General features: G+C 73.5%; 16 protein-coding genes. 5 read left to right on the top strand and 11 right to left on the bottom strand.

Features of this window, described 5'->3' with window-relative positions; genetic code table 11:
* Window positions 1-447: 447 nt before the first annotated feature.
* The gene (locus ACFVHB_RS20900; protein WP_380324071.1) at window positions 448-2,718 is read left to right on the top strand and encodes a glycosyl hydrolase family 18 protein; all 2,271 of its coding nucleotides are present in this window, start codon (window positions 448-450) and stop codon (window positions 2,716-2,718) included.
* Between the two features lie 55 nt (window positions 2,719-2,773).
* Here the strand turns inward: ACFVHB_RS20900 and ACFVHB_RS20895 are convergent, their stop codons facing one another.
* The 7 genes from ACFVHB_RS20895 to ACFVHB_RS20865 all read right to left on the bottom strand — a co-directional run bounded on the left by ACFVHB_RS20895 (window position 2,774) and on the right by ACFVHB_RS20865 (window position 10,546).
* Window positions 2,774-3,484: a spermidine synthase gene (locus tag ACFVHB_RS20895; RefSeq protein ID WP_380324069.1), complete on the bottom strand. Its 711-nt coding sequence runs from the start codon at window positions 3,482-3,484 to the stop codon at window positions 2,774-2,776.
* A gap of 70 nt (window positions 3,485-3,554) precedes the next feature.
* Entirely contained in the window at window positions 3,555-4,595 is a 1,041-nt protein-coding gene (locus ACFVHB_RS20890) for a YeiH family protein (protein ID WP_380324175.1), read from the bottom strand.
* Window positions 4,596-4,608: 13 nt separating this feature from the next.
* Window positions 4,609-5,175, bottom strand: a complete 567-nt coding sequence (locus ACFVHB_RS20885; protein ID WP_380324066.1) for a cysteine dioxygenase — start codon at window positions 5,173-5,175, stop codon at window positions 4,609-4,611.
* A gap of 182 nt (window positions 5,176-5,357) precedes the next feature.
* Window positions 5,358-6,272 (bottom strand): LysR family transcriptional regulator, encoded by a 915-nt coding sequence (locus tag ACFVHB_RS20880; protein ID WP_360191013.1) that lies wholly within the window; start codon window positions 6,270-6,272, stop codon window positions 5,358-5,360.
* Window positions 6,273-6,429: 157 nt separating this feature from the next.
* Window positions 6,430-6,675: a LapA family protein gene (locus ACFVHB_RS20875; RefSeq protein ID WP_380324062.1), complete on the bottom strand. Its 246-nt coding sequence runs from the start codon at window positions 6,673-6,675 to the stop codon at window positions 6,430-6,432.
* A gap of 117 nt (window positions 6,676-6,792) precedes the next feature.
* Complete coding sequence (locus ACFVHB_RS20870; protein WP_380324060.1) at window positions 6,793-8,565, bottom strand: ABC transporter ATP-binding protein; 1,773 nt, start codon at window positions 8,563-8,565, stop codon at window positions 6,793-6,795.
* 208 nt (window positions 8,566-8,773) lie between these two features.
* Window positions 8,774-10,546 carry an ABC transporter transmembrane domain-containing protein gene (locus ACFVHB_RS20865; RefSeq protein ID WP_380324057.1) on the bottom strand — a complete coding sequence of 591 codons (1,773 nt, stop codon included), beginning with the start codon at window positions 10,544-10,546 and terminating at the stop codon, window positions 8,774-8,776.
* A gap of 410 nt (window positions 10,547-10,956) precedes the next feature.
* Here ACFVHB_RS20865 and ACFVHB_RS20860 point away from each other — a divergent pair, with 410 nt between their 5' ends.
* A complete protein-coding gene (locus ACFVHB_RS20860) occupies window positions 10,957-11,820 on the top strand; it encodes an aldo/keto reductase (protein WP_380324054.1) in 864 nt (287 codons plus the stop codon).
* A gap of 231 nt (window positions 11,821-12,051) precedes the next feature.
* On the opposite strand, the gene ACFVHB_RS20855 is transcribed toward ACFVHB_RS20860, so the two are convergent.
* Complete coding sequence (locus ACFVHB_RS20855) at window positions 12,052-12,918, bottom strand: MarR family winged helix-turn-helix transcriptional regulator (RefSeq protein ID WP_380324051.1); 867 nt, start codon at window positions 12,916-12,918, stop codon at window positions 12,052-12,054.
* Window positions 12,919-13,367: 449 nt separating this feature from the next.
* Here ACFVHB_RS20855 and fabG point away from each other — a divergent pair, with 449 nt between their 5' ends.
* Together fabG and ACFVHB_RS20845 are read left to right on the top strand one after the other, a co-directional pair.
* A complete protein-coding gene (gene fabG / locus ACFVHB_RS20850) occupies window positions 13,368-14,135 on the top strand; it encodes a 3-oxoacyl-ACP reductase FabG (RefSeq protein WP_380324048.1) in 768 nt (255 codons plus the stop codon).
* A gap of 331 nt (window positions 14,136-14,466) precedes the next feature.
* Window positions 14,467-15,180, top strand: a complete 714-nt coding sequence (locus tag ACFVHB_RS20845) for a phosphatase PAP2 family protein (RefSeq protein ID WP_380324045.1) — start codon at window positions 14,467-14,469, stop codon at window positions 15,178-15,180.
* Here ACFVHB_RS20845 and ACFVHB_RS20840 read toward each other — a convergent pair.
* Complete coding sequence (locus tag ACFVHB_RS20840) at window positions 15,131-15,319, bottom strand: I78 family peptidase inhibitor (protein ID WP_380324042.1); 189 nt, start codon at window positions 15,317-15,319, stop codon at window positions 15,131-15,133. The genes ACFVHB_RS20845 and ACFVHB_RS20840 overlap by 50 nt on opposite strands.
* Before the next feature lie 76 nt (window positions 15,320-15,395).
* On the opposite strand from ACFVHB_RS20840, the gene ACFVHB_RS20835 reads away from it, so the two are divergent.
* A complete protein-coding gene (locus tag ACFVHB_RS20835; protein ID WP_380324040.1) occupies window positions 15,396-15,668 on the top strand; it encodes a DUF6343 family protein in 273 nt (90 codons plus the stop codon).
* 55 nt (window positions 15,669-15,723) lie between these two features.
* On the opposite strand, the gene ACFVHB_RS20830 is transcribed toward ACFVHB_RS20835, so the two are convergent.
* Together ACFVHB_RS20830 and dxs are read right to left on the bottom strand one after the other, a co-directional pair.
* Window positions 15,724-17,130 (bottom strand): aspartate aminotransferase family protein, encoded by a 1,407-nt coding sequence (locus tag ACFVHB_RS20830; protein ID WP_380324037.1) that lies wholly within the window; start codon window positions 17,128-17,130, stop codon window positions 15,724-15,726.
* On the bottom strand, window positions 17,120-19,030 hold the full coding sequence (gene dxs / locus ACFVHB_RS20825; protein ID WP_380324034.1) for a 1-deoxy-D-xylulose-5-phosphate synthase: 1,911 nt from the start codon (window positions 19,028-19,030) through the stop codon (window positions 17,120-17,122). The genes ACFVHB_RS20830 and dxs overlap by 11 nt, the downstream gene beginning before the upstream one ends.
* Between the last annotated feature and the right edge of the window lie 4 nt (window positions 19,031-19,034).

Below are 19,034 nucleotides of genomic sequence, written 5' to 3'. Positions count from 1 at the left end.
ACGCAAACCGTGATTCTGTTTGTTGTTGTGGGTTTTTTTTTGTGTATCAGAGCCCGCGGGGGGGCCGCCGCCCCCCGGGTGGGGGCCACCGGCGTGTTCGGGCCCGCCGCGCCCGCCGACCGGTCGGCGCGCCCGGGCCGTCCGGTAGGCGACCCCCAACGGACCTGTGGGGCCGGGCCGTTGGCGACCGGCGAGGCCAATCGGCCCGCGCCGCACCGCTCGTCATGCCCACGGCCGTCAACTGGTACAGACCTATTGCCAGTTGCCGGCCGGCTCCCTACCCTCGGGGAGCACAGGATCCTCCGCGGCAACCCGACGGCCCGAGGTCTCCGCTCCGCGCTGCCCCACGGCCGGAGCGCTCGCACACCGCTCCACGCACCTGACACCTCCCCACGGGTATCGGGGCGCCCCGGCATGCCCGGAGGCCCCGGGACAGGAGCCACATCCATGCGCAGACGTCGGATCAAGCTGCCGCTGCTGGCGGCCGGTACCCTGCTCGTCCCGCTGCTCGCCGTCTCCCTGCCGGGCGCCACCGCCAACGCCGCCGGGTCCGCCACCGCCGCCTTCACCAAGGGCAGCGACTGGGGCAGCGGCTACGAGGGCGCCTACACGATCACCAACGGCTCCGCCGCCCCGGTCAACGGCTGGACGCTCGAGTTCGACCTGCCCGCCGGCAACACCGTCGCCTCGCTCTGGAACGCGACGTACACCACCGCGAGTTCGCACGTCACGGTCAAGAACCCGAGCTGGGCCGGGAGCCTGCCGCCCGGCGGCACCTACAACTTCGGCTTCAACATCGCCTACTCGGGCAGCTACAAGCCGCTGCTGAACTGCAAGCTGAACGGCCGGCCGTGCGACGGCGGCGGCGAGGACCGGACCGCGCCCACCGTGCCGGGCGGCCTCCAGGCCGGCAACACCACCCAGACCACGGTCGACCTGTCCTGGACGGCGAGCACCGACGACGTCGCGGTCACCGGCTACGACGTGTTCCAGGGCGGCACCAAGGTGGCCACCACGGACGGCGCGACCACCGCGGTCACCGTGCAGGGCCTGACCGCCGGCACCGCCTACCAGTTCACCGTCCAGGCCTTCGACGCCGCGGGCAACCGCTCGGCCGCGGCCGGCCCGGTGAGCGCGACCACCAAGCCCCCGGTCGACCCGGACAAGCAGCCGCCGACCACCCCGGGCACCCCCGCCGTCTCCGGATCCGACGCCAACAGCATCTCGCTGACCTGGGCCGCCAGCACCGACAACGTCGGCGTCACCGCCTACGACGTCTACAACGGCGGCGCGCTCGCCGCGACCGTCACCACGCCGTCCGCCACCGTGGGCAACCTGGCGCCGGACACCTCGTACACCTTCACCGTGAAGGCCCGCGACGCGGCCGGCAACGTCTCCCCCGCCTCGGGCCCGGCGACCGGGAAGACCAAGCCGGGCGGCAGCAACCCCGGCGCCCTGAAGATCGGCTACTTCACCCAGTGGAGCATCTACGCCCGCGGCTACAGCGTGAAGAAGCTCGACACCTCGGGCTCGGCCGGCCGGCTCACCACGCTCAACTACGCCTTCGCCAACATCCATCCGACCACCAAGCAGTGCTTCATCACCAACAAGGCGGCCGGGCCGGACAACGACCCGAACGCGGGCGACGGCGCCGGTGACGCCTGGGCCGACTTCGGCAAGGGCTGGGACGCGGGCAGCTCGGTGGCCGGCACCACCGACACCTGGGACCAGAAGCTGGCGGGCAACTTCAACCAGCTGAAGCAGCTCAAGGCCAAGTACCCCCACCTCAGGATCCAGATCTCGCTGGGCGGTTGGTCCTACAGCAAGTGGTTCTCCGACGCGGCCGCCACCGACGCCTCGCGCAAGGCGCTGGTCAGCTCCTGCATCGACATGTACATCAAGGGCAACCTCCCGGTCATCGACGGCCGCGGCGGCCCGGGCAGCGCGGCCGGCATCTTCGACGGCATCGACCTCGACTGGGAGTGGCCGGCCTCGGGCGGGCACGACGGGAACATCTTCCGGCCCACCGACAAGGCCAACTACACGCTGCTGGCACAGGAGTTCCGTCGCCAGCTGGACGCGCTCGGCGCCACCACCGGCAAGCACTACACGCTGAGCGCCTTCCTCCCGGCCGACCCGGCGAAGATCACCGCGGGCATCGACGTCCCCGGCCTGTTCGGCGCCTTCGACTTCGCCACCGTCCAGGGCTACGACTACCACGGCGGCTGGGAGACGAGCACCAACCAGCAGTCCGCGATCAAGCTCGCGGCCGGCGACCCGTCCACCCCGGACCGCCGGTTCAGCTCGGAGATCGCGATCAACGCGTACGTCGGCGGCGGCGCCCCGAAGAGCAAGCTCACCCTGGGCATCCCGTTCTACGGGCGCGGCTGGACGGGCGTGCCGCGCGGCACCACCAACGGCCTCTTCCAGAGCGCGACCGGCCCGGCCCCGGGCAGCTACGAGGCCGGGTTCGAGGACTACCACAAGCTCAAGGAGTACGCGACCAGCGGTGGTTACACCCTCTACCGGGACCCGGTCGCGGGCCACGCCTACCTCTACAACGGCTCGGTCTTCTACACCTACGACGACCCGACCGAGATGGCCCGCAAGACCGCCTGGATCAAGTCCCAGGGGTTGGCCGGCGCGATGATCTGGGCCTTCGACGGTGACACCGCCAACGGCGAGCTGATGGCCGCGGTGGACAACGGCCTGAAGTAGGCCGCCCGGGGCCGACCATCCCACCGGCCCCCCACCCGCCTGGCCCGTCGCCCGCTCAGCCGGCGCGGCGGGCCAGGTGCACGACGTCCGGAACCCCGCGGGCGACCGGGATCTCGTGGGTCACCACGTCCGAGAAGCCCGCCGCGCGCAGCGCCTCCTCGAAGGCCGGGGAGGGCTGCGCGCTCCACACCGCCAGCACGCCGCCCGGCTGCAGCCGGTGCCGGAGCACCGCCAGCCCGTCCGCGCCGTACAGCCCGGCGTTGGAGTCGGTGACCGTCCAGTCCGGGCCGTTGTCGATGTCGAGGCAGAGCGCGTGGTAGCGCTCGCCGTCCGCCCCCGCGAGGTACTCCAGCAGGTCGGTGTGGAGCACCGCCACCCGCTCGTCGTCCAGCGCCCCGGCCGAGAAGTCGGCCAGCGGGCCGGTCCGGTGCCAGTCGATGATCGCGTTCTCGCGCTCGACGACCGCGATCCGCCCCCAGCGCGGCTCGGCCGCCGCGTACGCCAGCGAGAAGCCGACGCCGAGCCCGCCGATCAGCACCGACGGCCGCTCGACCGCGGCGCCGGTCCGGTCCAGCTCGTCCAGCGCGGCCTGGATCAGCAGCCGCTCGGAACGCCCGTCGGCGGTGTCCATCAGGAAGCAGCCGTTGGCGATGATCTCGAAGTGCCGGCCGCGCTGCCGCAGCACCACCTCGCCGAAGGGGCCCTCCCGCCGGTCGAGCGTGACGACGGCGTCGAGGCCGTCCCGTGCGGGCAGTGCGGTGGACATCCGGATTCCTCTGGGTACTCGGGTGCGCGGACTACCCGCCCGACAATAGCCGAGGCCGGACACCGTCCGGTCATGTCGTGATCAGCACCCCCGCGTAGGAGACGCCCGCCACCATCACCCAGGACCCGAGGCCGAGCAGCGCGATCCGGCCGCCGGTGCGCACCATCGTCGGCAGGTGCACCGCACTGCCGAGACCGAACAAGGCGGCCGCCAGCAGCAGCTCCTGGGCGTCCCCGGCCAGGGTGAGCGCCCGGTCCGGCAGCAGGCCGGTGGTGCGCAGCGCGATCATCGCCAGGAAGCCGGCGACGAACAGCGGGACGATCGGCGGGCGTTTCCCGGTCTTCACCTCGTGTTCACCCCGGCGCCGCCTCCGGACCGCCATGGCGACCCCGGCGACCAGCGGTGCCAGCAGCACCACCCGCATCAGCTTGACCAGCACGGCCTCGCGCAGCGCGCCCGCCCCGCCGGTCTGCGCGGTGGCGACGACCTGGCCGACGTCGTGGACGCTGGCACCCACCCAGCGCCCGAACTCGGCCTCGCCGAGGCCGAGCGGGTGCTGGAGCAGCGGGAGGACGGCGATCGCCAGGGTGCCGCAGAGGGTGACCAGCGCCACCGAGGCGGCGACGTCCTCCTCCTCGCTGCCGGCGGCCTGGCTGACCGCGCCGATCGCGGAGGCCCCGCAGATCGAGTACCCGGTGGCGACCAGCAGCGGCTGGTCGCCGGGCAGGCCGAGCCGGCGCCCGAGCCACCAGGTACCGGCGAAGGTGGCGGCGACCACGGCGAGCACCATGGCCACGGTGGCCCAGCCGAGGCCGAGCACGTCGTCCAGGCTGAGCTTGAGGCCGAGCAGCACGATGCCGAGCCGCATCAGCCGCTTGCCGGCCGTGGAGAGCCCGGGCCGGGCGACGCCGCGGACCACCGGTCGCACCCCGGGCAGGTGGGCGGCGGCGATGCCGAGCAGCACGGCGGCGGTGAGCTTGGGCACGGCGGGGACGGCCTGGTGGACGGCGAGCGCGGCGGCCACGCCGAGCGCGGCGAGCAGCAGGCCGGGGGCGTCCCCGCCGAGCGGGGGCAGCGGGCGGGTGCGGACGCGCCGCTCCCGGATGGTCAGTGCCACGCCGCGCTCACCGCTGGTCGTCGGCGGGCAGCCGGTAGACCCGCCGGATGCTGGTGCCCAGCCGGGAGACGTCGGCGCCGTAGACGTGGATCGAGATGGCGGTGGAGCCGCAGGCGTTGCGGACCAGGTGGATGTCGCCGGGCGGGGCGAAGGCGGCGACGCTGCCGGCCGGCCCGACCACGTGCTCGGTCTCGACCAGGTGCGCGGTGCGCCCGTCGGAGACCAGCCGGTAGCGGATCTCGCTCTCCTGTCCGTGGTGGACGCCGGCGACGCACCAGGAGACGTGGTCGTGGATCGGGGTCTGCTGGCCGGGCAGCCAGACCAGGGCGACGACGGAGAAGCTGCCGTCGCTCTCGGCGTGCAGGACGTGCTGGCGGTAGCGGTCGGGGTCACCCTCGCACTGGGCGTCGGTGAGCAGGTCGTCGTGGGTCAGGTGCGGGGCGAGCCGTTCGCCGACCAGGTACGCGGTGAGTTCGGGCGGCAGACCGCGGTCCACGACGGCGCGGATCTCGCCGACCAGGGCGGTCATGCGCTCGGTGAGCCGGTCGCTGCCGACCGTCGCTGAGGGTGTCATGGCAGCAGGTTCGACCCGGTCGACCTATCACGTCCAACGAGGGTTCTTTAGCCGTCCCCCAAACCCCGCTTATGAATCGTCGGCCTCAGCGGGCCGAGGCCGGGGCAGGCCGGGCGCCTCAGCCGACCTCCGGCCACCCCGGCCTCGGTCGGCCCGGCCTCGGTCGGCCCGGCCGCGGCGCCTCAGCAGCCGACCCGGGCCGCGGCGGCCGATCGCAGGTGGTCCAGCACCAGTGCGGTCGCCGGGATCCGGCGGTGCTCGCGCAGCACGTACGCGCAGACCTGACGGCGCAGGTGGGGTTCGACGGCCCGCCCGGTGACCTTGCGGTGGCACATGAACGAGAGCACCAGCGCGGGCATCAGCGCGATCCCCACCCCGGCGGCGACCAGGCTCTGCACGGCGAGGTTGTCGTCGGTGGAGAACACGATGTCGGGCGCGAACCCCTCCTCCGCGCAGACGTGCAGCAGGTTGGCCCGGCAGCGCGGACAGCCGGCGATCCACCGCTCGCCGTCCAGGTCGGCCAGCCGGACGGCGTGCCGCCGGCCGAGCGGGTGACCCACCGGCAGCAGGACGGTGAGCAGGTCCTCCATCAGCGGGATCTCATCCACACCGTCCGGCACCTCGGTGGTGGCACCGGGATAACGGAAGGCCAGGGCGATGTCGCACTCACCCCGGAGCAGCCGCTGGACGGAGTCCGGCGGCTCGGCCTCCAGCAGTTCGACCCGGACGCCGGGGTGCTCGGCGAGCAGCCGGGCCATCGCCTCCGGTATCAGGGTGGCGTTGGCGCTCGGGAACGCGCAGACCCGGACCCGGCCGGCGCGCAGCCGGGCGAGCGCGGCGAGCTGCTGCTGGGCGGCGGAGAGGCTGCCGAGGATCAGCTCGGCGTGCCGGGAGAGCGCCTCGCCCGCCTCGGTGAGCCGCAGCCCGCGCCCGGCCCGGGTGAACAGCGGCACCCCGACCGACCGCTCCAGCGCCTTCATCTGCTGGGTGATGGCGGGCTGGGTGTAGCCGAGTTCACGGGCCGCCGCCGAGTAGGAGCCGGCCCGGACGACCTCGTGGAAGGTCCTGATGTGCCGCGAGTCGAATACCGGCTCCACTGACCCTCCGCCTGCCCGCTCCTGCGCCGGTCCCCCGGCCGGAGCAATCATAAGCAGACTTTGGAGGTCGCAGATCTAACCTCGCGCGCCACTATGGTTTACGGACGAACCGTCCGCACCTCCGCTGCGCCCCCTGCGACCCCGACCCGGCTGGCGGTCACCGGCCGCGCCGGCCCTTCAGCAGCCAGCCCAGCACACCGCCGGCCAGCAGCGTGGCCAGCAGGGCGATCCAGAGCGGCGTGGTCACGGTGAACACCCAGAACTGGATCTCGACCTCGTCGAGGTTGGCGAACAGGAACCACACGGCGAGGACGACGAGGACGCCGATCCCGATGTACCGGGTGGGGACGCCACCGATCTCGCTGCGCCCGGATCCGGACGGGCCGTCTGAAATCTTGCTCACACGCGCAGTCTGCGGGCCGGTCGGCCGGTCCGCCCGGCCACGCGCCCGGGAGTAGCCCGCACGGGGCAGGGTTGCCCCGTGCGGGCTCGCGCCCGGCCGCGGGCGGGCCCCTCTCACCTACCGCTCGTCCCGCCACGAGCGCCAGAGCGCCGCGTACGGACCGCCGGCCGCCACCAGCTCGGGGTGGCTGCCGTACTCGCTGATCCGCCCGCCCTCGACCACGGCGATCACGTCCGCGTCGTGCGCGGTGTGCAGCCGGTGCGCGATGGCGATCACCGTGCGACCCTCCAGCACCCGGGAGAGCGAACGCTCCAGGTGCCGGGCGGCCCGCGGGTCCAGCAGCGAGGTGGCCTCGTCCAGCACCAGGGTGTGCGGATCGGCCAGCACCAGGCGGGCCAGCGCCAGCTGCTGCGCCTGCGGCGGCGTCAGGGCCGTACCGCCCGAACCGACCTCGGTGTCCAGGCCCTCCGGCAGCGCGTCCACCCACTCCCCGGCGTCCACGGCGTCCAGCGCCCCGCGCAGCTCGGCGTCGTCGGCATTCGGCGCGGCCAGCCGCAGGTTGTCCCGCAGGGTGCCGACGAACACGTGGTGCTCCTGGTTGACCAGAGCGACCTCGGCCCGGACCCGCTCGGCCGGCATCCGGGACAGCGCCGCCCCGCCGAGGGTCACGCTCCCCCGGCCCGGCGCGTAGATCCCGGCCAGCAGCCGGCCCAGGGTGGACTTGCCCGCGCCCGACGGGCCGACCAGCGCGACCCGACTGCCCGGGGCGACGTCCAGGCTGATGCCGTGCAGCACGTCGGCGCCCTCGCGGTAGCCGAAGCGGACGTCCTTCGCCTCCACCCGCCGGCCGTCCGGCCGGGCCTGCTCGTCGCCCTCGTGCTCCGGCACCTCGCGGACCCCGACCAGCCGGGCCAGCGAGGCCTGCCCGATCTGCAGCTCGTCGTACCAGCGCAGGATCTGGTCGACCGGGCCGGTGAGGGCCTGGGCGTACAGCACCCCGGTGGTCAGCTGGCCGACGGTGATCCAGCCCCGGACGGCGAACAGCCCCCCGAGCACCAGGGTGCCGAGCACGGCCAGGGCGTAGACCGCATCGATGGTCGGGAACCAGACCGAGCGCAGCCAGAGGGTGTACCGCTCCCACGCGATCCACTCGCCGAGCTTGCGGTCCGTCAGCCGGACGCGGTCGTCCCCCAGGCGCAGCGCCTCGACCGTCCGCCCGGCGTCGACCGTCTCGGCGAGCACGGTGTTCACCGCGGCGTACCCGGCCGACTCGTTGCGGTAGGACTGCGGGGAGCGCCGGAAGTACCACCGGGTGGAGACCAGCAGCAGCGGCAGGCCGAGCAGCGAGGTGAGCGCCAGCAGCGGCGAGGTGAGCACCAGGGCGCCCAGCACCAGCAGCAGCGAGACGACGGCGACGGCCAGCTCGGGCACCGCCTCGCGGACCGACTTGTCCAGCCGGTCGATGTCGGTGGTACCCCGGGAGACGAGGTCCCCGGTGCCGGCCCGCTCCAGGACGCCGGTCGGCAGCGCCACCGAGCGGACCAGGAAGTCCTCCCGGAGGTCGGCCAGGACCCGCTCGCCGAGGATGCTGCCGCGCAGCCGCGACCACCAGGTGAAGGCGGACTGCACGGCCAGCGCCAGCAGGTACCAGCCGACCGCGACCGCGATGGTCGACTCGGCGGTGCCGGTGGCCAGCGACTCGACCAGGGTGCCGAGCACCCAGGGCCCGACCAGCCCGGCGACGGTGGCCACCGAGTGCAGCAGCACCACCGAGGAGAACCCGGACCGGTGGCGCCGGGCGAGCAGCCCCAGGTAGGCGCGGACGGCGGCCGGGGAGCCGACCGGCAGGGTGGTGACCGGCCCCTGCTCCCGTTGGACGGGGGGCTTCATGCGGTGCTCCTCGGCTCGTGCGGTCGGCTGGGGTCGTGCGACGGGATGGGCCGGTGCGGCCGGCTGGCCTCGTGCGACGGGATGGGCCGGTGCGGCCGGCTGGCCTCGTGCGACGGGATGACCTCGTGCGGCCGGCTGGGGTCGTGCGACGGATGCGACTCGTACGCCCCGGACGCGTGGTGCGTCGCGGTGCGACGGCTCCGCCCGCTCATACGCCCTCCCCGACCGGGGCCGGCTCCTCGTCGCGGGTGACCACGGCGCGGTAGGCGGGCTCATCGTGCATCAGCTCCCGGTGCCGGCCCGAGGCGGCGGCCCGCCCGCCCTGGACCAGCACCACCCGGTCCGCCTGGTCGAGCAGCAGGGGGCTGGTCGCGAACACCACGGTGGTACGGCCCTCCCGGTTCTTGCGCAGCCCGGCCGCGATCCGCGATTCGGTGTGCGCGTCGACCGCGCTGGTCGGCTCGTCCAGGACGAGCACCGGCGGGTCGGCCAGCAGCGAGCGGGCGAGCGCCAGCCGTTGGCGCTGGCCGCCGGAGAGCGAGCGTCCGCGCTCGGTGATCCCGGCCCGCATCGCGTCGCCCCCGGAGTCCGGCGAGCCGTCCACCAGGGCGTCCAGCACGTCCTCGGCGCGGGCGGCGGCCAGCGCCTCGGCGGGCGTGACCCGCCCGGAGGCCGGGACGTCGAGCAGCGCGGCCAGGGTGCCGGAGAGCAGCACCGGCTCCTTGTCGTGGACCAGCACCGCCGCCCGCGCCGCGGCCAGCGGCACGGCGTCCAGCTCGGTGCCGCCGAGCCGCACCGACGGCGAGGGCTCCACGCCCTCGGCCAGCGGCACGTGGCCGCCGAGCCGTTCGGCGAGTTCCCCGGCGAAGTCCGGGTCCCCGCAGACCACGGCGGTCAGCTCGCCGGCCCGGGCGGTCAGCCCGGAGGCCGGGTCGTACAGGTCGGACTGCCCGGGCGCGGACAGCTCGGCGTCGTGGTTGCCGCTGGTGCGGCTGAGCGAGAGCACCCGGACCGCCCGCCCGGCGGAGACCCGGGCCACGCTCCAGGCGTGCGCGGCCTCGCCGAGGATCCGCAGCGGCGCGGCCAGGTACGCGGTGGCGCCGTAGACCGCGACCAGGGTGCCGATGCCGATCCGCCCGGTGGCGGCCAGGTGGGCGCCGTACCAGGTGATGCCGACCACGAACAGGCCGGGCAGCAGGACCTGCTGGGCCTGCATCAGCGACCAGACCCGGGCCGAGCGGACGGCCGCCGAGCGGACCTTCTGGGAGGCGGCCCGGTACCGGTCGAGGAACAGCTCCTCACCGCCGATGCCGCGCAGTACCCGCAGCCCCGCGACGGTGTCGGCGGCCAGCTCGGTGGCCTTGCCGCCGAGCGCGCGCTGCTCCGAGTAGCGCCGCTCGAACGGGCCCAGCAGCGGCCAGACCGCGGCGGCCAGCACCGGTACGCCGAGCAGCACGGCCAGCCCGAGCACCGGCTCGACGACCAGCACCGCGGCACTGACGCCCAGCCAGACGATCACCGCCCCGCGGACCCGGGCGGAGAGCTCGACGTACCAGCCGATCTTCTCGACGTCGCCGCTGCCGACCGCGACGATCTCGCCGGTGGCGATCCGCCGGGACAGCCCGGCGCCGAGGTGCGAGGCCTGGCGGGCCACCAGCTGGCGCACCTGGGTGGCGGCGTGGATCCAGTTCCACACCGCCTGGCGGTGCAGCAGGACGGTGCCGAGCGCGGCCAGCGCGGCCAGCGCGAGTGCGGCACCGCCGGCGCGCCAGATGCCGGGGGCGTCGCCGTCGACGGCGGCCTGGACGCCCCGGCCCAGCGGGACCGGCAGGGCCGCCTGGCAGCCCAGCTCCAACAGCGACCAGCAGGCGGCGAGCACCTGGCCGCGCCGCTGGCTGCGCTGGAGCCAGCGCAGGAAGGCGAGGGGGGAGGAGAGGTCGGGGCCGCCGGGATCGGCCAGCGGCAGGGTTGCGAGCGGCATGACGCTCCGTTGGGGGTGGTACGGGCAGGTGGCGGCGCAGCCAACGCGGGTCGCGCGCCGGTGCGAGGGGGGGAGGAGGTCCGGCCGGTGCGGTCACGGCCGAGTGCTGGTCAGGGGTTCTCAGGAGGCCATGGCAGCGAGCCTGCCAATCCGAATGTGACCCACGCAACAGGTTTTCCCCGCCGCGCGCCCCCGCTCACGCCCCTCGCGCGAGCCCGCCGCGCGCCCCGCGAGGACCCCGTCGGCAGCCCCCGCCCGCAGCGCCGGCGGTCCGCCGGGCACCGGCCCCAGCCCGCTGCACGCGCCGGTACCACGCGTCAGAAAATTCTTTTCCGGACCGGGAACAATCGGGCCCCCGCACCGGTTGCTCGACTGGAAGCAGAAGGACGACCAGGAGGGCACCCCGTCCCGTGAGCAACATCCCCAGCGTCACCCTCAACGACGGCTCGCAGATCCCGCAGCTCGGCTTCGGCGTGTGGCAGGTGCCGGACGCCGAGGCCACCGCGGCCGTCCGCAGCGCCATCGAGGCGGGCTACCGCTCGATCGACACCGCGGCGGTCTACGAGAACGAGGCCGGCACCGGCAAGGCCGTCACCGAGGCGCTCGCCGACGGCGTGGCCCGCGAGGACCTCTACATCACCACCAAGCTGTGGAACTCGGGCACCCGCGACTGGTCCGGCGAGCAGGGCCGGGGCGCCGTGCTGCGCGCGTTCGACGCCTCGCTGGCCAAGCTCGGCCTGGACTACGTGGACCTCTACCTGATCCACTGGCCGCGCCCGATGCACGGCAGCTACCTCAACATCTGGAAGGCCCTCGAGCAGCTGCACGCCGACGGCCGGGCGAAGTCGATCGGCGTCTCCAACTTCGGCACCGAGCAGCTCACCCGCCTGCTCGGCGAGGCCTCGGTGAAGCCGGTGCTGAACCAGGTCGAGCTGCACCCCTACTTCCCCCAGGACGAGCTGCACGCCTTCCACGCCGAGCACGGCATCGCCACCGAGGCCTGGAGCCCGCTGGGCCAGGGCAAGGAGCTGCTCGCCGAGCCGGCCCTGGCGGAGATCGCCGAGAAGCACGGCCGCACCGTCGCCCAGGTGGTGCTCCGCTGGCACCTGCAGCGCGGCGTCATCGCGATCCCGAAGTCGGTCACCCCGTCCCGGATCAAGGAGAACCTGGACGTCGCCGGCTTCGAGCTGGACGCGGACGACCTCGCCGCGATCGCCGGCGTCGCCACCGGCAAGCGGATCGGCCCGGACCCGCAGGAGTTCGACTGGAACTGAGGCATCCGGAGAGCTGAGGCTGCCGGAGTCGCCGGAGAGCCGAGGCTCCCGGGGTCTCCGGAGAGCCGAGCCTCCCGGAGAACCCGATGCGCCCCGGGCCGTTGCCGTCGGCCCGGGGCGTCTTGGGCGCCTGACGATGCGCCAATCCCGAAGGCCGCCTCCCCCCGTCCGGGTCAGCGGCCTTCAGTACGTTGGCGAATCGTTTTGGCTGGAGCTCAAAGGGCGGAGGGGCTAGAGCCGGGCCGCCTTGGCGATCAGCGCGAGCGCGGGCTCGTGCTCGTCCTCCTCCAGCGGCGCGAGCAGCAGCCGCTGGACCTGGGCCACGCCCGCGGCCGAGCGGTGCAGCAGGTCCTGGCCCGCCGGCGAGAGCGACAGCAGGTTGCGCCGCCCGTCCGAGGGGTCACGCCGACGCTGCACCAGGCCGCGCCGGACCAGCCGGCTCACCATCTCGGCCATCGTCGCCTTGTCCAGCGAGGCCAGCTCGCCGACCGTGCGCTGGTCGGCGCCCGGCTCCAGCTCGAGCGCGTCGAGCACCGCGTACTGCGGCGCCGTCAGCTCCGAACCGACGTGCTCCGACCAGAGCTTGGTGTGCACCTGCTGGCTCACCCTGATCAGGTAGCCGATCGCCCGCTGGGCGTCCAGCATCGGCCGCGCGTCGGTGAGGACGGCGACCGCGGCGGGCTCCAGCCTGGCTATCTTGGCCATCACCCGGACGATCTCCAGCTGCTCCTCCGCCGTCAGCGGCTCGAAGAGCGTGCGCTGCACGCGGACCACTCCGCCGGTGGCCTCGCGGACAGCCTGGGCGCCGCTCTGCGAGAGAGCGAGCAGTTTGCGCCGGCCGTCGGCCGGGTCGCGGCGTCGCAGCACCAGGCCGCGCCGGACCAGCCGGGCGACCATCTCGGCCATCGTGGCCTTGTCCAGCGAGGCGCGCTCGCCGACCGTCCGCTGGTCAGCACCCGGTTCGAGGGCGAGGACCAGCAGTACGGCGAACTGCGGAGCCGTGAGGTCGGCTCCGACGTGTTCGGACCACAGACGGGTGTGAACCTGCTGTGCAACGCGGATCAGGTGCCCGGGCGACTGCTGCAGTCGCGCGGACACGCGGGTCGTCGGGATCTCCCCCAGCACCATGTATCCGTCCCGATGTCACACCCGGTGTGTGTGGGACACCCGGGTGGGGCAGTAACGGCGAGTGGGCGTCCCGCTGTGAGGGAGGGCGCTCCAGCCGTGCAGCCGGTGGCTGCTGGCGGACACTATACAAACGGCGAGCCCTTGCTGGCAGGCGGGGGCGGATAGTAGACGCAGGTTCGGCAACATTGGCATATTTACCCGCCGAGCCGACCCGGCGGAACCCGTTCGCACGAGAAACCCGACCGGCCGGTCCTTACCCTCGGTCACCTGCGGCTTCGCCCTGGCCGGGCTCCCTACTCGCCGGTAGGGTATGGCCACTCGGCGGTCCACCCCGAGGAGAGTCTCCGCGCGGCCCCCGCGAGGGTTCCGCACGGGCTCCGAGCCAGATCCGAGCGAATCCGAGAGAGACGAGAGCCAGCATGACCGAGCAGACCACCGCCCCCAGGGTCGCCGTCGTCACCGGCGCCGCGCGCGGGCTGGGCGCCGCCACCGCCGAGCGCCTGGCGGCCGACGGCTACGCCGTCGCCGTCCTCGACCTCGACGAGGCGGCCGGCAAGGACACCGTCGACCGGATCACCGCCGCCGGCGGGCGGGCCCTCGCGGTCGGCGCCGACGTCTCGGACGCCGACCAGGTCCAGGCCGCGGTCGACCGGATCGTCGCCGAGCTGGGCGCCCCGGTCGTCCTGGTCAACAACGCGGGCGTGCTGCGCGACAACCTGATCTTCAAGATGTCCGAGTCCGACTGGGACACGGTCATGAACGTTCACCTCCGCGGCGCCTTCCTGATGACCCGCGCCGTCCAGAAGCACATGGTCGACGCCGGCTTCGGCCGCATCGTCAACCTCTCCTCCTCCTCCGCCCAGGGCAACCGCGGCCAGGCCAACTACTCCGCCGCCAAGGCCGGACTGCAGGGCTTCACCAAGACCCTGGCCATCGAACTGGGCAAGTTCGGCGTCACCGCCAACGCCGTCGCCCCCGGCTTCATCGCCACCGACATGACCGCCGCCACCGCCGCGCGCGTGGGCATGGACTTCGAGGACTTCAAGCGCGCCGCCGCCTCGCAGATCCCGGTGCAGCGGGTCGGCCTGCCCGAGGACGTCGCGCACACCATCTCGTTCCTGGCCAGCGAGGGTGCCGGATTCGTGTCCGGCCAGGTCATCTACGTCGCCGGCGGCCCTCTCGACTGAGGCACCGAACCTACACAGGGTTACCACGGAGTGGGAGCCGGCGCGGCCGGGCTCCCACTCCGTTTCCTTTGCCCGCCCTTGGGAAAACCCGCGCGGCGACCGCACGAAAATTCGATCCGGAATTACCGGAAAAACGCCCCCGGGTGACCGGATTCCAGTCGCTTCGATCCTTTCCCGGAGAATTCCGAATTCCTCCCGGAAGGCCGCCGACCTGGTGGGTATGGTCACCAGCGTGCAAGCGCCGAGTGAATTGCCGGAGAACCCCACCACCCGCCGCGAGTGCCCACGCCGCTCCCCCGCGGAAACCGGCCGGGAACCCGGCTGGCCACCCTTGGGCCGCCGGCAGGCCGGACTCCTGGCCCTCACCGCGCTCGGCTACCTGCTGGTCGTGGCCGGCGTGCTGCTCGACAGCTCGCTGGTCGACCTCGACTGGACGGTCCGGCTGGCCCGCCCGTACGAACGGTGGCCCAGCCTCGAACCGCTGCTGGACAACTGGGTGGTGGCCGGCCAGCGCGGACCGTCCGCCGTCGCGGCCTTCGCCTGGCTCGGTTGGCGCGCGCACCGGCTCCGGCGGCTGCGTCCGCTGCTGGTGATGGGCGCGGCACTGCTGCTGCTCAACGTCACGGTCGGCGCGGTGAAGATCGTCACCGGCCGGCTCGGCCCGCACTACGCGCACTACGTCGGCTCGCCCGAGCTGTTCTCCGGCGGCACCATCTTCCCCTCCGGGCACACCGCGAACGCCGTGGTCACCTGGGGCGTGCTCGCCTACCTGGCGGTCCGCTGGCGGCGCACCGGCGGGGTGCTGGCCGCCGCCACCGCCTGCTCGGTCGGGCTCACCACCCTCTACCTGGGCACCCACTGGGTCACCGACGTGCTGGCCGGCTGGGCCGCGGGCCTGCTGGTCCTGCTCTCGCTGCCGCTGCTGGAACCCCTGGTCGCCGCCGCCGAACAGCGCATCGCCGACCGCGGCGCCGCCCGCCGGACCGGGCCGGAGGTCACCCCTCCCAGCTCCGTTCCACCACCCCGTCGCGCACCGCGAGGTTGAGCCGCCCCTCCCGGTGGTCCATGGTCATCATCGCCCCGGGCGGCAGCACCCGGACCGATGCCCAGCCGTGCCGGCGGGCCAGCTCCTCGGCCCGCTCCACCCGCAGCCCCGCGTAGCGCTCCGCGTCCGCCTCCGTCATGGCCCCTCCCGACCTCGAACACCGGACGTACGCTGGAATGGTAGACGGCAGCGACGCCGGACGGAGGTGACCGGGCATGCGCACCACCACCCCGCGCCGGTGGCGGAGCGGCACCGAGCCCGCCACCGCCCGCAGCGACCTCAAGCTCCGCTACCTGCTCTCGCTGACGTTCACCCCGCTGTTCGCGATCGCCACCGTGGCCTTCGCCGTCTGGGCCGCGCACGCCCCCGAGCTGGGCGCCCCCAGCCGGGGCACCCTCACGGGCTTCGCCGTGGCCTGCGGGATCCTCACCCTGTTCGCCGCCGTCGACCTCGTCGTCGTGATCCGGCGCCGCCGGACCGAGCTCTGACGCGGTATCTCCCGCGGGGTGGGCGGCCCTCCCGGCCTCCCACCCCGCACCCCGCTCAGCGGTTGCCGACCGCCTGCTTCACCAGCGTCCGCCCGAAGTCCCACATCAGGCCGCTCCCGCGGTGCGCGTCGTCCATCACGTCGGTGAAGGCGTCCAGGAACCGGTCGACGTCCCGCTCGGTGATGATCAGGGGTGGGATCAGTTTGATCACTTCCAGGTGGTCACCGGACACCTGCGTCAGGATCCGGTGCCGCTGCAGCAACGGCACCACCACCATCTGGGCGAACAGCCCCTTGCGCGCCGCCTGCAGCGCCGTCCACCCGGTCCGCAGCTTCAGTGACTTCGGCCGGCCGAACTCGATGCCGATCATCAGGCCGCGGCCGCGGACCTCGGCCAGCATCTCGTACTTGTCGACCAGCGCGGTCAGCCGCTCCCGGAACACGTCGCCGACCCGGCGGGCGTTCTCCACGACCTTCTCGTCCCGCATCACCTCCAGCGTCGCCAGCCCGGCCGCCATCGCCTGCGCGTTGGAACCGAAGCTGGCCGAGTGCACCAGCACCCGGTCCATCGAGGAGTACACCTTCTCGAAGATCCAGCCCTTGCCGAGGGTCGCCCCGACCGGCACGTAGCCGCCGGAGAGCGCCTTCGCCGCGCAGACCAGGTCCGGCAGCACGCCCTCCTCGTGCTGGTAGGCGAAGAAGTCCCCGGTCCGGCCGATGCCGGTCTGCACCTCGTCGCAGATCAGCAGCGCCCGGTGCTCGTGCAGCAGCTCCTGCGCCGCCCGCAGCCAACCGGGCGGCGGCGCCTGCACGCCCTTGCCCTGGATCGGCTCCACGATCAGCGCCGCGACGTCGCCCTTCTTCAACTCCTTGGCCAGCGCCGCGAGATCGCCGAGCGGGACGGCGGTGTCCGGCAGCAGCGGGTCGAAGCCCTTGCGGAAGCCGCTCTCGCCGTTGACCGAGAGCGAGCCGGCGGTCAGCCCGTGGAACGCGTGGTCCGCGAAGAGGATCCGCCGCCGCCCGGTGGCGTACCGGGCGAACTTGAGCGCCGTCTCGACCGCCTCCGTCCCGCTGTTGCCGAAGAAGACGCGGTCCAGCCCGGGCGCGTGGGAGAGCAGCCGCTCGGCGAGCAGGCCGGGCAGCGGCGAGCAGTCGAAGCGGACCAGGTCGGGCAGGCCGAGGTCCATCACCTGCTGGATCGCCGAGCGCACCACCGGGTGGTGCCGGCCGAGCGCGAAGATGCCGAAGCCGGCCAGCATGTCGAGGTACTCGTTGCCCTCGGCGTCGTAGAAGTACGGACCCTGGGCGCGCTCGTAGTACTTGTCGAAGCCGATGGTGTGCAGCATCCGCGGCAGCTGCGGGTTGAGGTAGCGGCCGTGCAACTCGTAGCGCTCGCCGCCGCGTTCGGCGATCAGCGCGGCGAGATCGAAACGGGCCTCGGTCGGGTCTGGTTCAGCCGGCATGGCGCTGGTTCGCTCCTCGGGTCGGTAGCAGGTTCTTGGCGAAGGCGGCGGTCTGGGCGGCGACCCCGGTGCCGGTCAGCCCGGTCTCCTCGAGGATCTCGCCGCGGGAGGCGTGCCCGAGGAACCGCTGCGGCAGTCCGAGCACCCGCACCGGCACGTCCACCTCGGCGTCCCGCAGGGCCTGGGCGATCGCGGCGCCGACCCCGCCGGTCCGACCGTTGTCCTCGACCGTGACGACCAGCCGGTGCGCGGCGGCCAGCGCGGGCAGCGCGGGGTCGACCGGCTTGACCCAGCGCGGGTCGACCACGGTCGCCGTGAACCCCTCGGCGAGCAGCAGCCGGGCCGCGTCCAACCCGGCGCCCGCGGTCGTCCCGACCGTGACCAGCAGGATCTCCGGCAGCTCGCCGGTCCGCAGCAGGACGTCCAGCCCGCCGATCCGCTCGACGGCGGGCACGACCGGCCCGATGTTCGCCTTCGGGAACCGCACCACGGTCGGCGCGTCCGGGACGTCCACCGCCTCGCGCAGCTGCGCGCGCAGCTGCTCGGCGTCGCGCGGCGCGGCCAGCCGCAGACCGGGGACGACCTGCAGGATCGACAGGTCCCACATGCCGTTGTGCGAGGCGCCGTCCGGGCCGGTCACCCCGGAGCGGTCCAGGACGAAGGTGACGCCCAGCCTGTGCAGGGCGACGTCCATCAGCACCTGGTCGAAGGCCCGGTTGAGGAACGTCGCGTACACCGCGACGACCGGGTGCAGCCCGCCGGTGGCCAGCCCGGCCGCGCTGGTCACGGCGTGCTGCTCGGCGATCCCGACGTCGAAGGTCCGCTCCGGGAAGGCCTTGGCGAACTTGGCCAGCCCGACCGGCTGGAGCATCGCGGCGGTGATCGCCACCACGTCGGGCCGCTCCGCCCCGAGCGCGAGCATCTCCTCGCCGAAGACGGACGTCCAGGAGGTCCCACCGTTGGGCGAGACGGGCAGGCAGGTGTAGGGGTCGATCGGGCCCACCGCGTGGAAGCGGTCCGCCTCGTCCTGCTCGGCCGGGCGGTAGCCGCGGCCCTTGACGGTCAGGCAGTGCACGATCACCGGGCCGCCGAAGCCGCGTGCCTGGCGCAGCGCCTGCTCCACGGCGGCCAGGTCGTGGCCGTCGATCGGCCCGAGGTACTTGAGCCCGAGGTCCTCGAACATGCCCTGCGGGGCGAAGGCGTCCTTGAAGCCCTTCTTGGCCCCGTGCAGCGCGTCGAAGATCGGCTGGCCGACCAGCGGGGTGCGCTGCAGCGCCTCCTTGCCGAGGGCGAGGAAGCGTTCGTAGCCCTGGGTGGTGCGCAGGGTGGCGAGGTGGTTGGCGAGGCCGCCGACGGTTCTCGCGTAGGAGCGCTCGTTGTCGTTGACCACGATGACCAGCGGGCGGTCGCGCGCCTCGGCGATGTTGTTGAGCGCCTCCCAGGCGAGGCCGCCGGTGAGCGCGCCGTCGCCGATCACCGCGACGGTCTGCCGGTCGTGCTGCCCGAGCAGCCGGGCCGCCTTGGCGAGGCCGTCGGCGTAGGAGAGCGCGGTGGAGGCGTGCGAGTTCTCGACCAGGTCGTGTTCGGACTCGGCGCGGGAGGGATAGCCGGACAGGCCGCCCTTGCCGCGCAGTCTGGAGAAGTCCTGGCGGCCGGTGAGCAGTTTGTGGACGTAGCTCTGGTGTCCGGTGTCCCAGACGATCCGGTCGTAGGGCGAGTCGAAGACCCGGTGCAGGGCGATGGTCAGCTCCACCACCCCGAGGTTCGGGCCGAGGTGGCCGCCGGTCCGGGTGACGGCGTCGATCAGGAACTCGCGGATCTCGTCGGCGAGGAGCGGGAGGTCGGCGGCCGGGATCTTCCGCAGGTCGGCCGGCGACTTGACGCTGGAGAGCAGTGGCATGTGT

Source organism: Kitasatospora sp. NPDC127111 (assembly GCF_042677465.1).
Taxonomy (GTDB): Bacteria; Actinomycetota; Actinomycetes; order Streptomycetales; family Streptomycetaceae; genus Kitasatospora.
The sequence above is the reverse complement of the archived record's forward strand: the minus strand, read 5'-3'. Positions and strand labels throughout refer to the sequence as shown.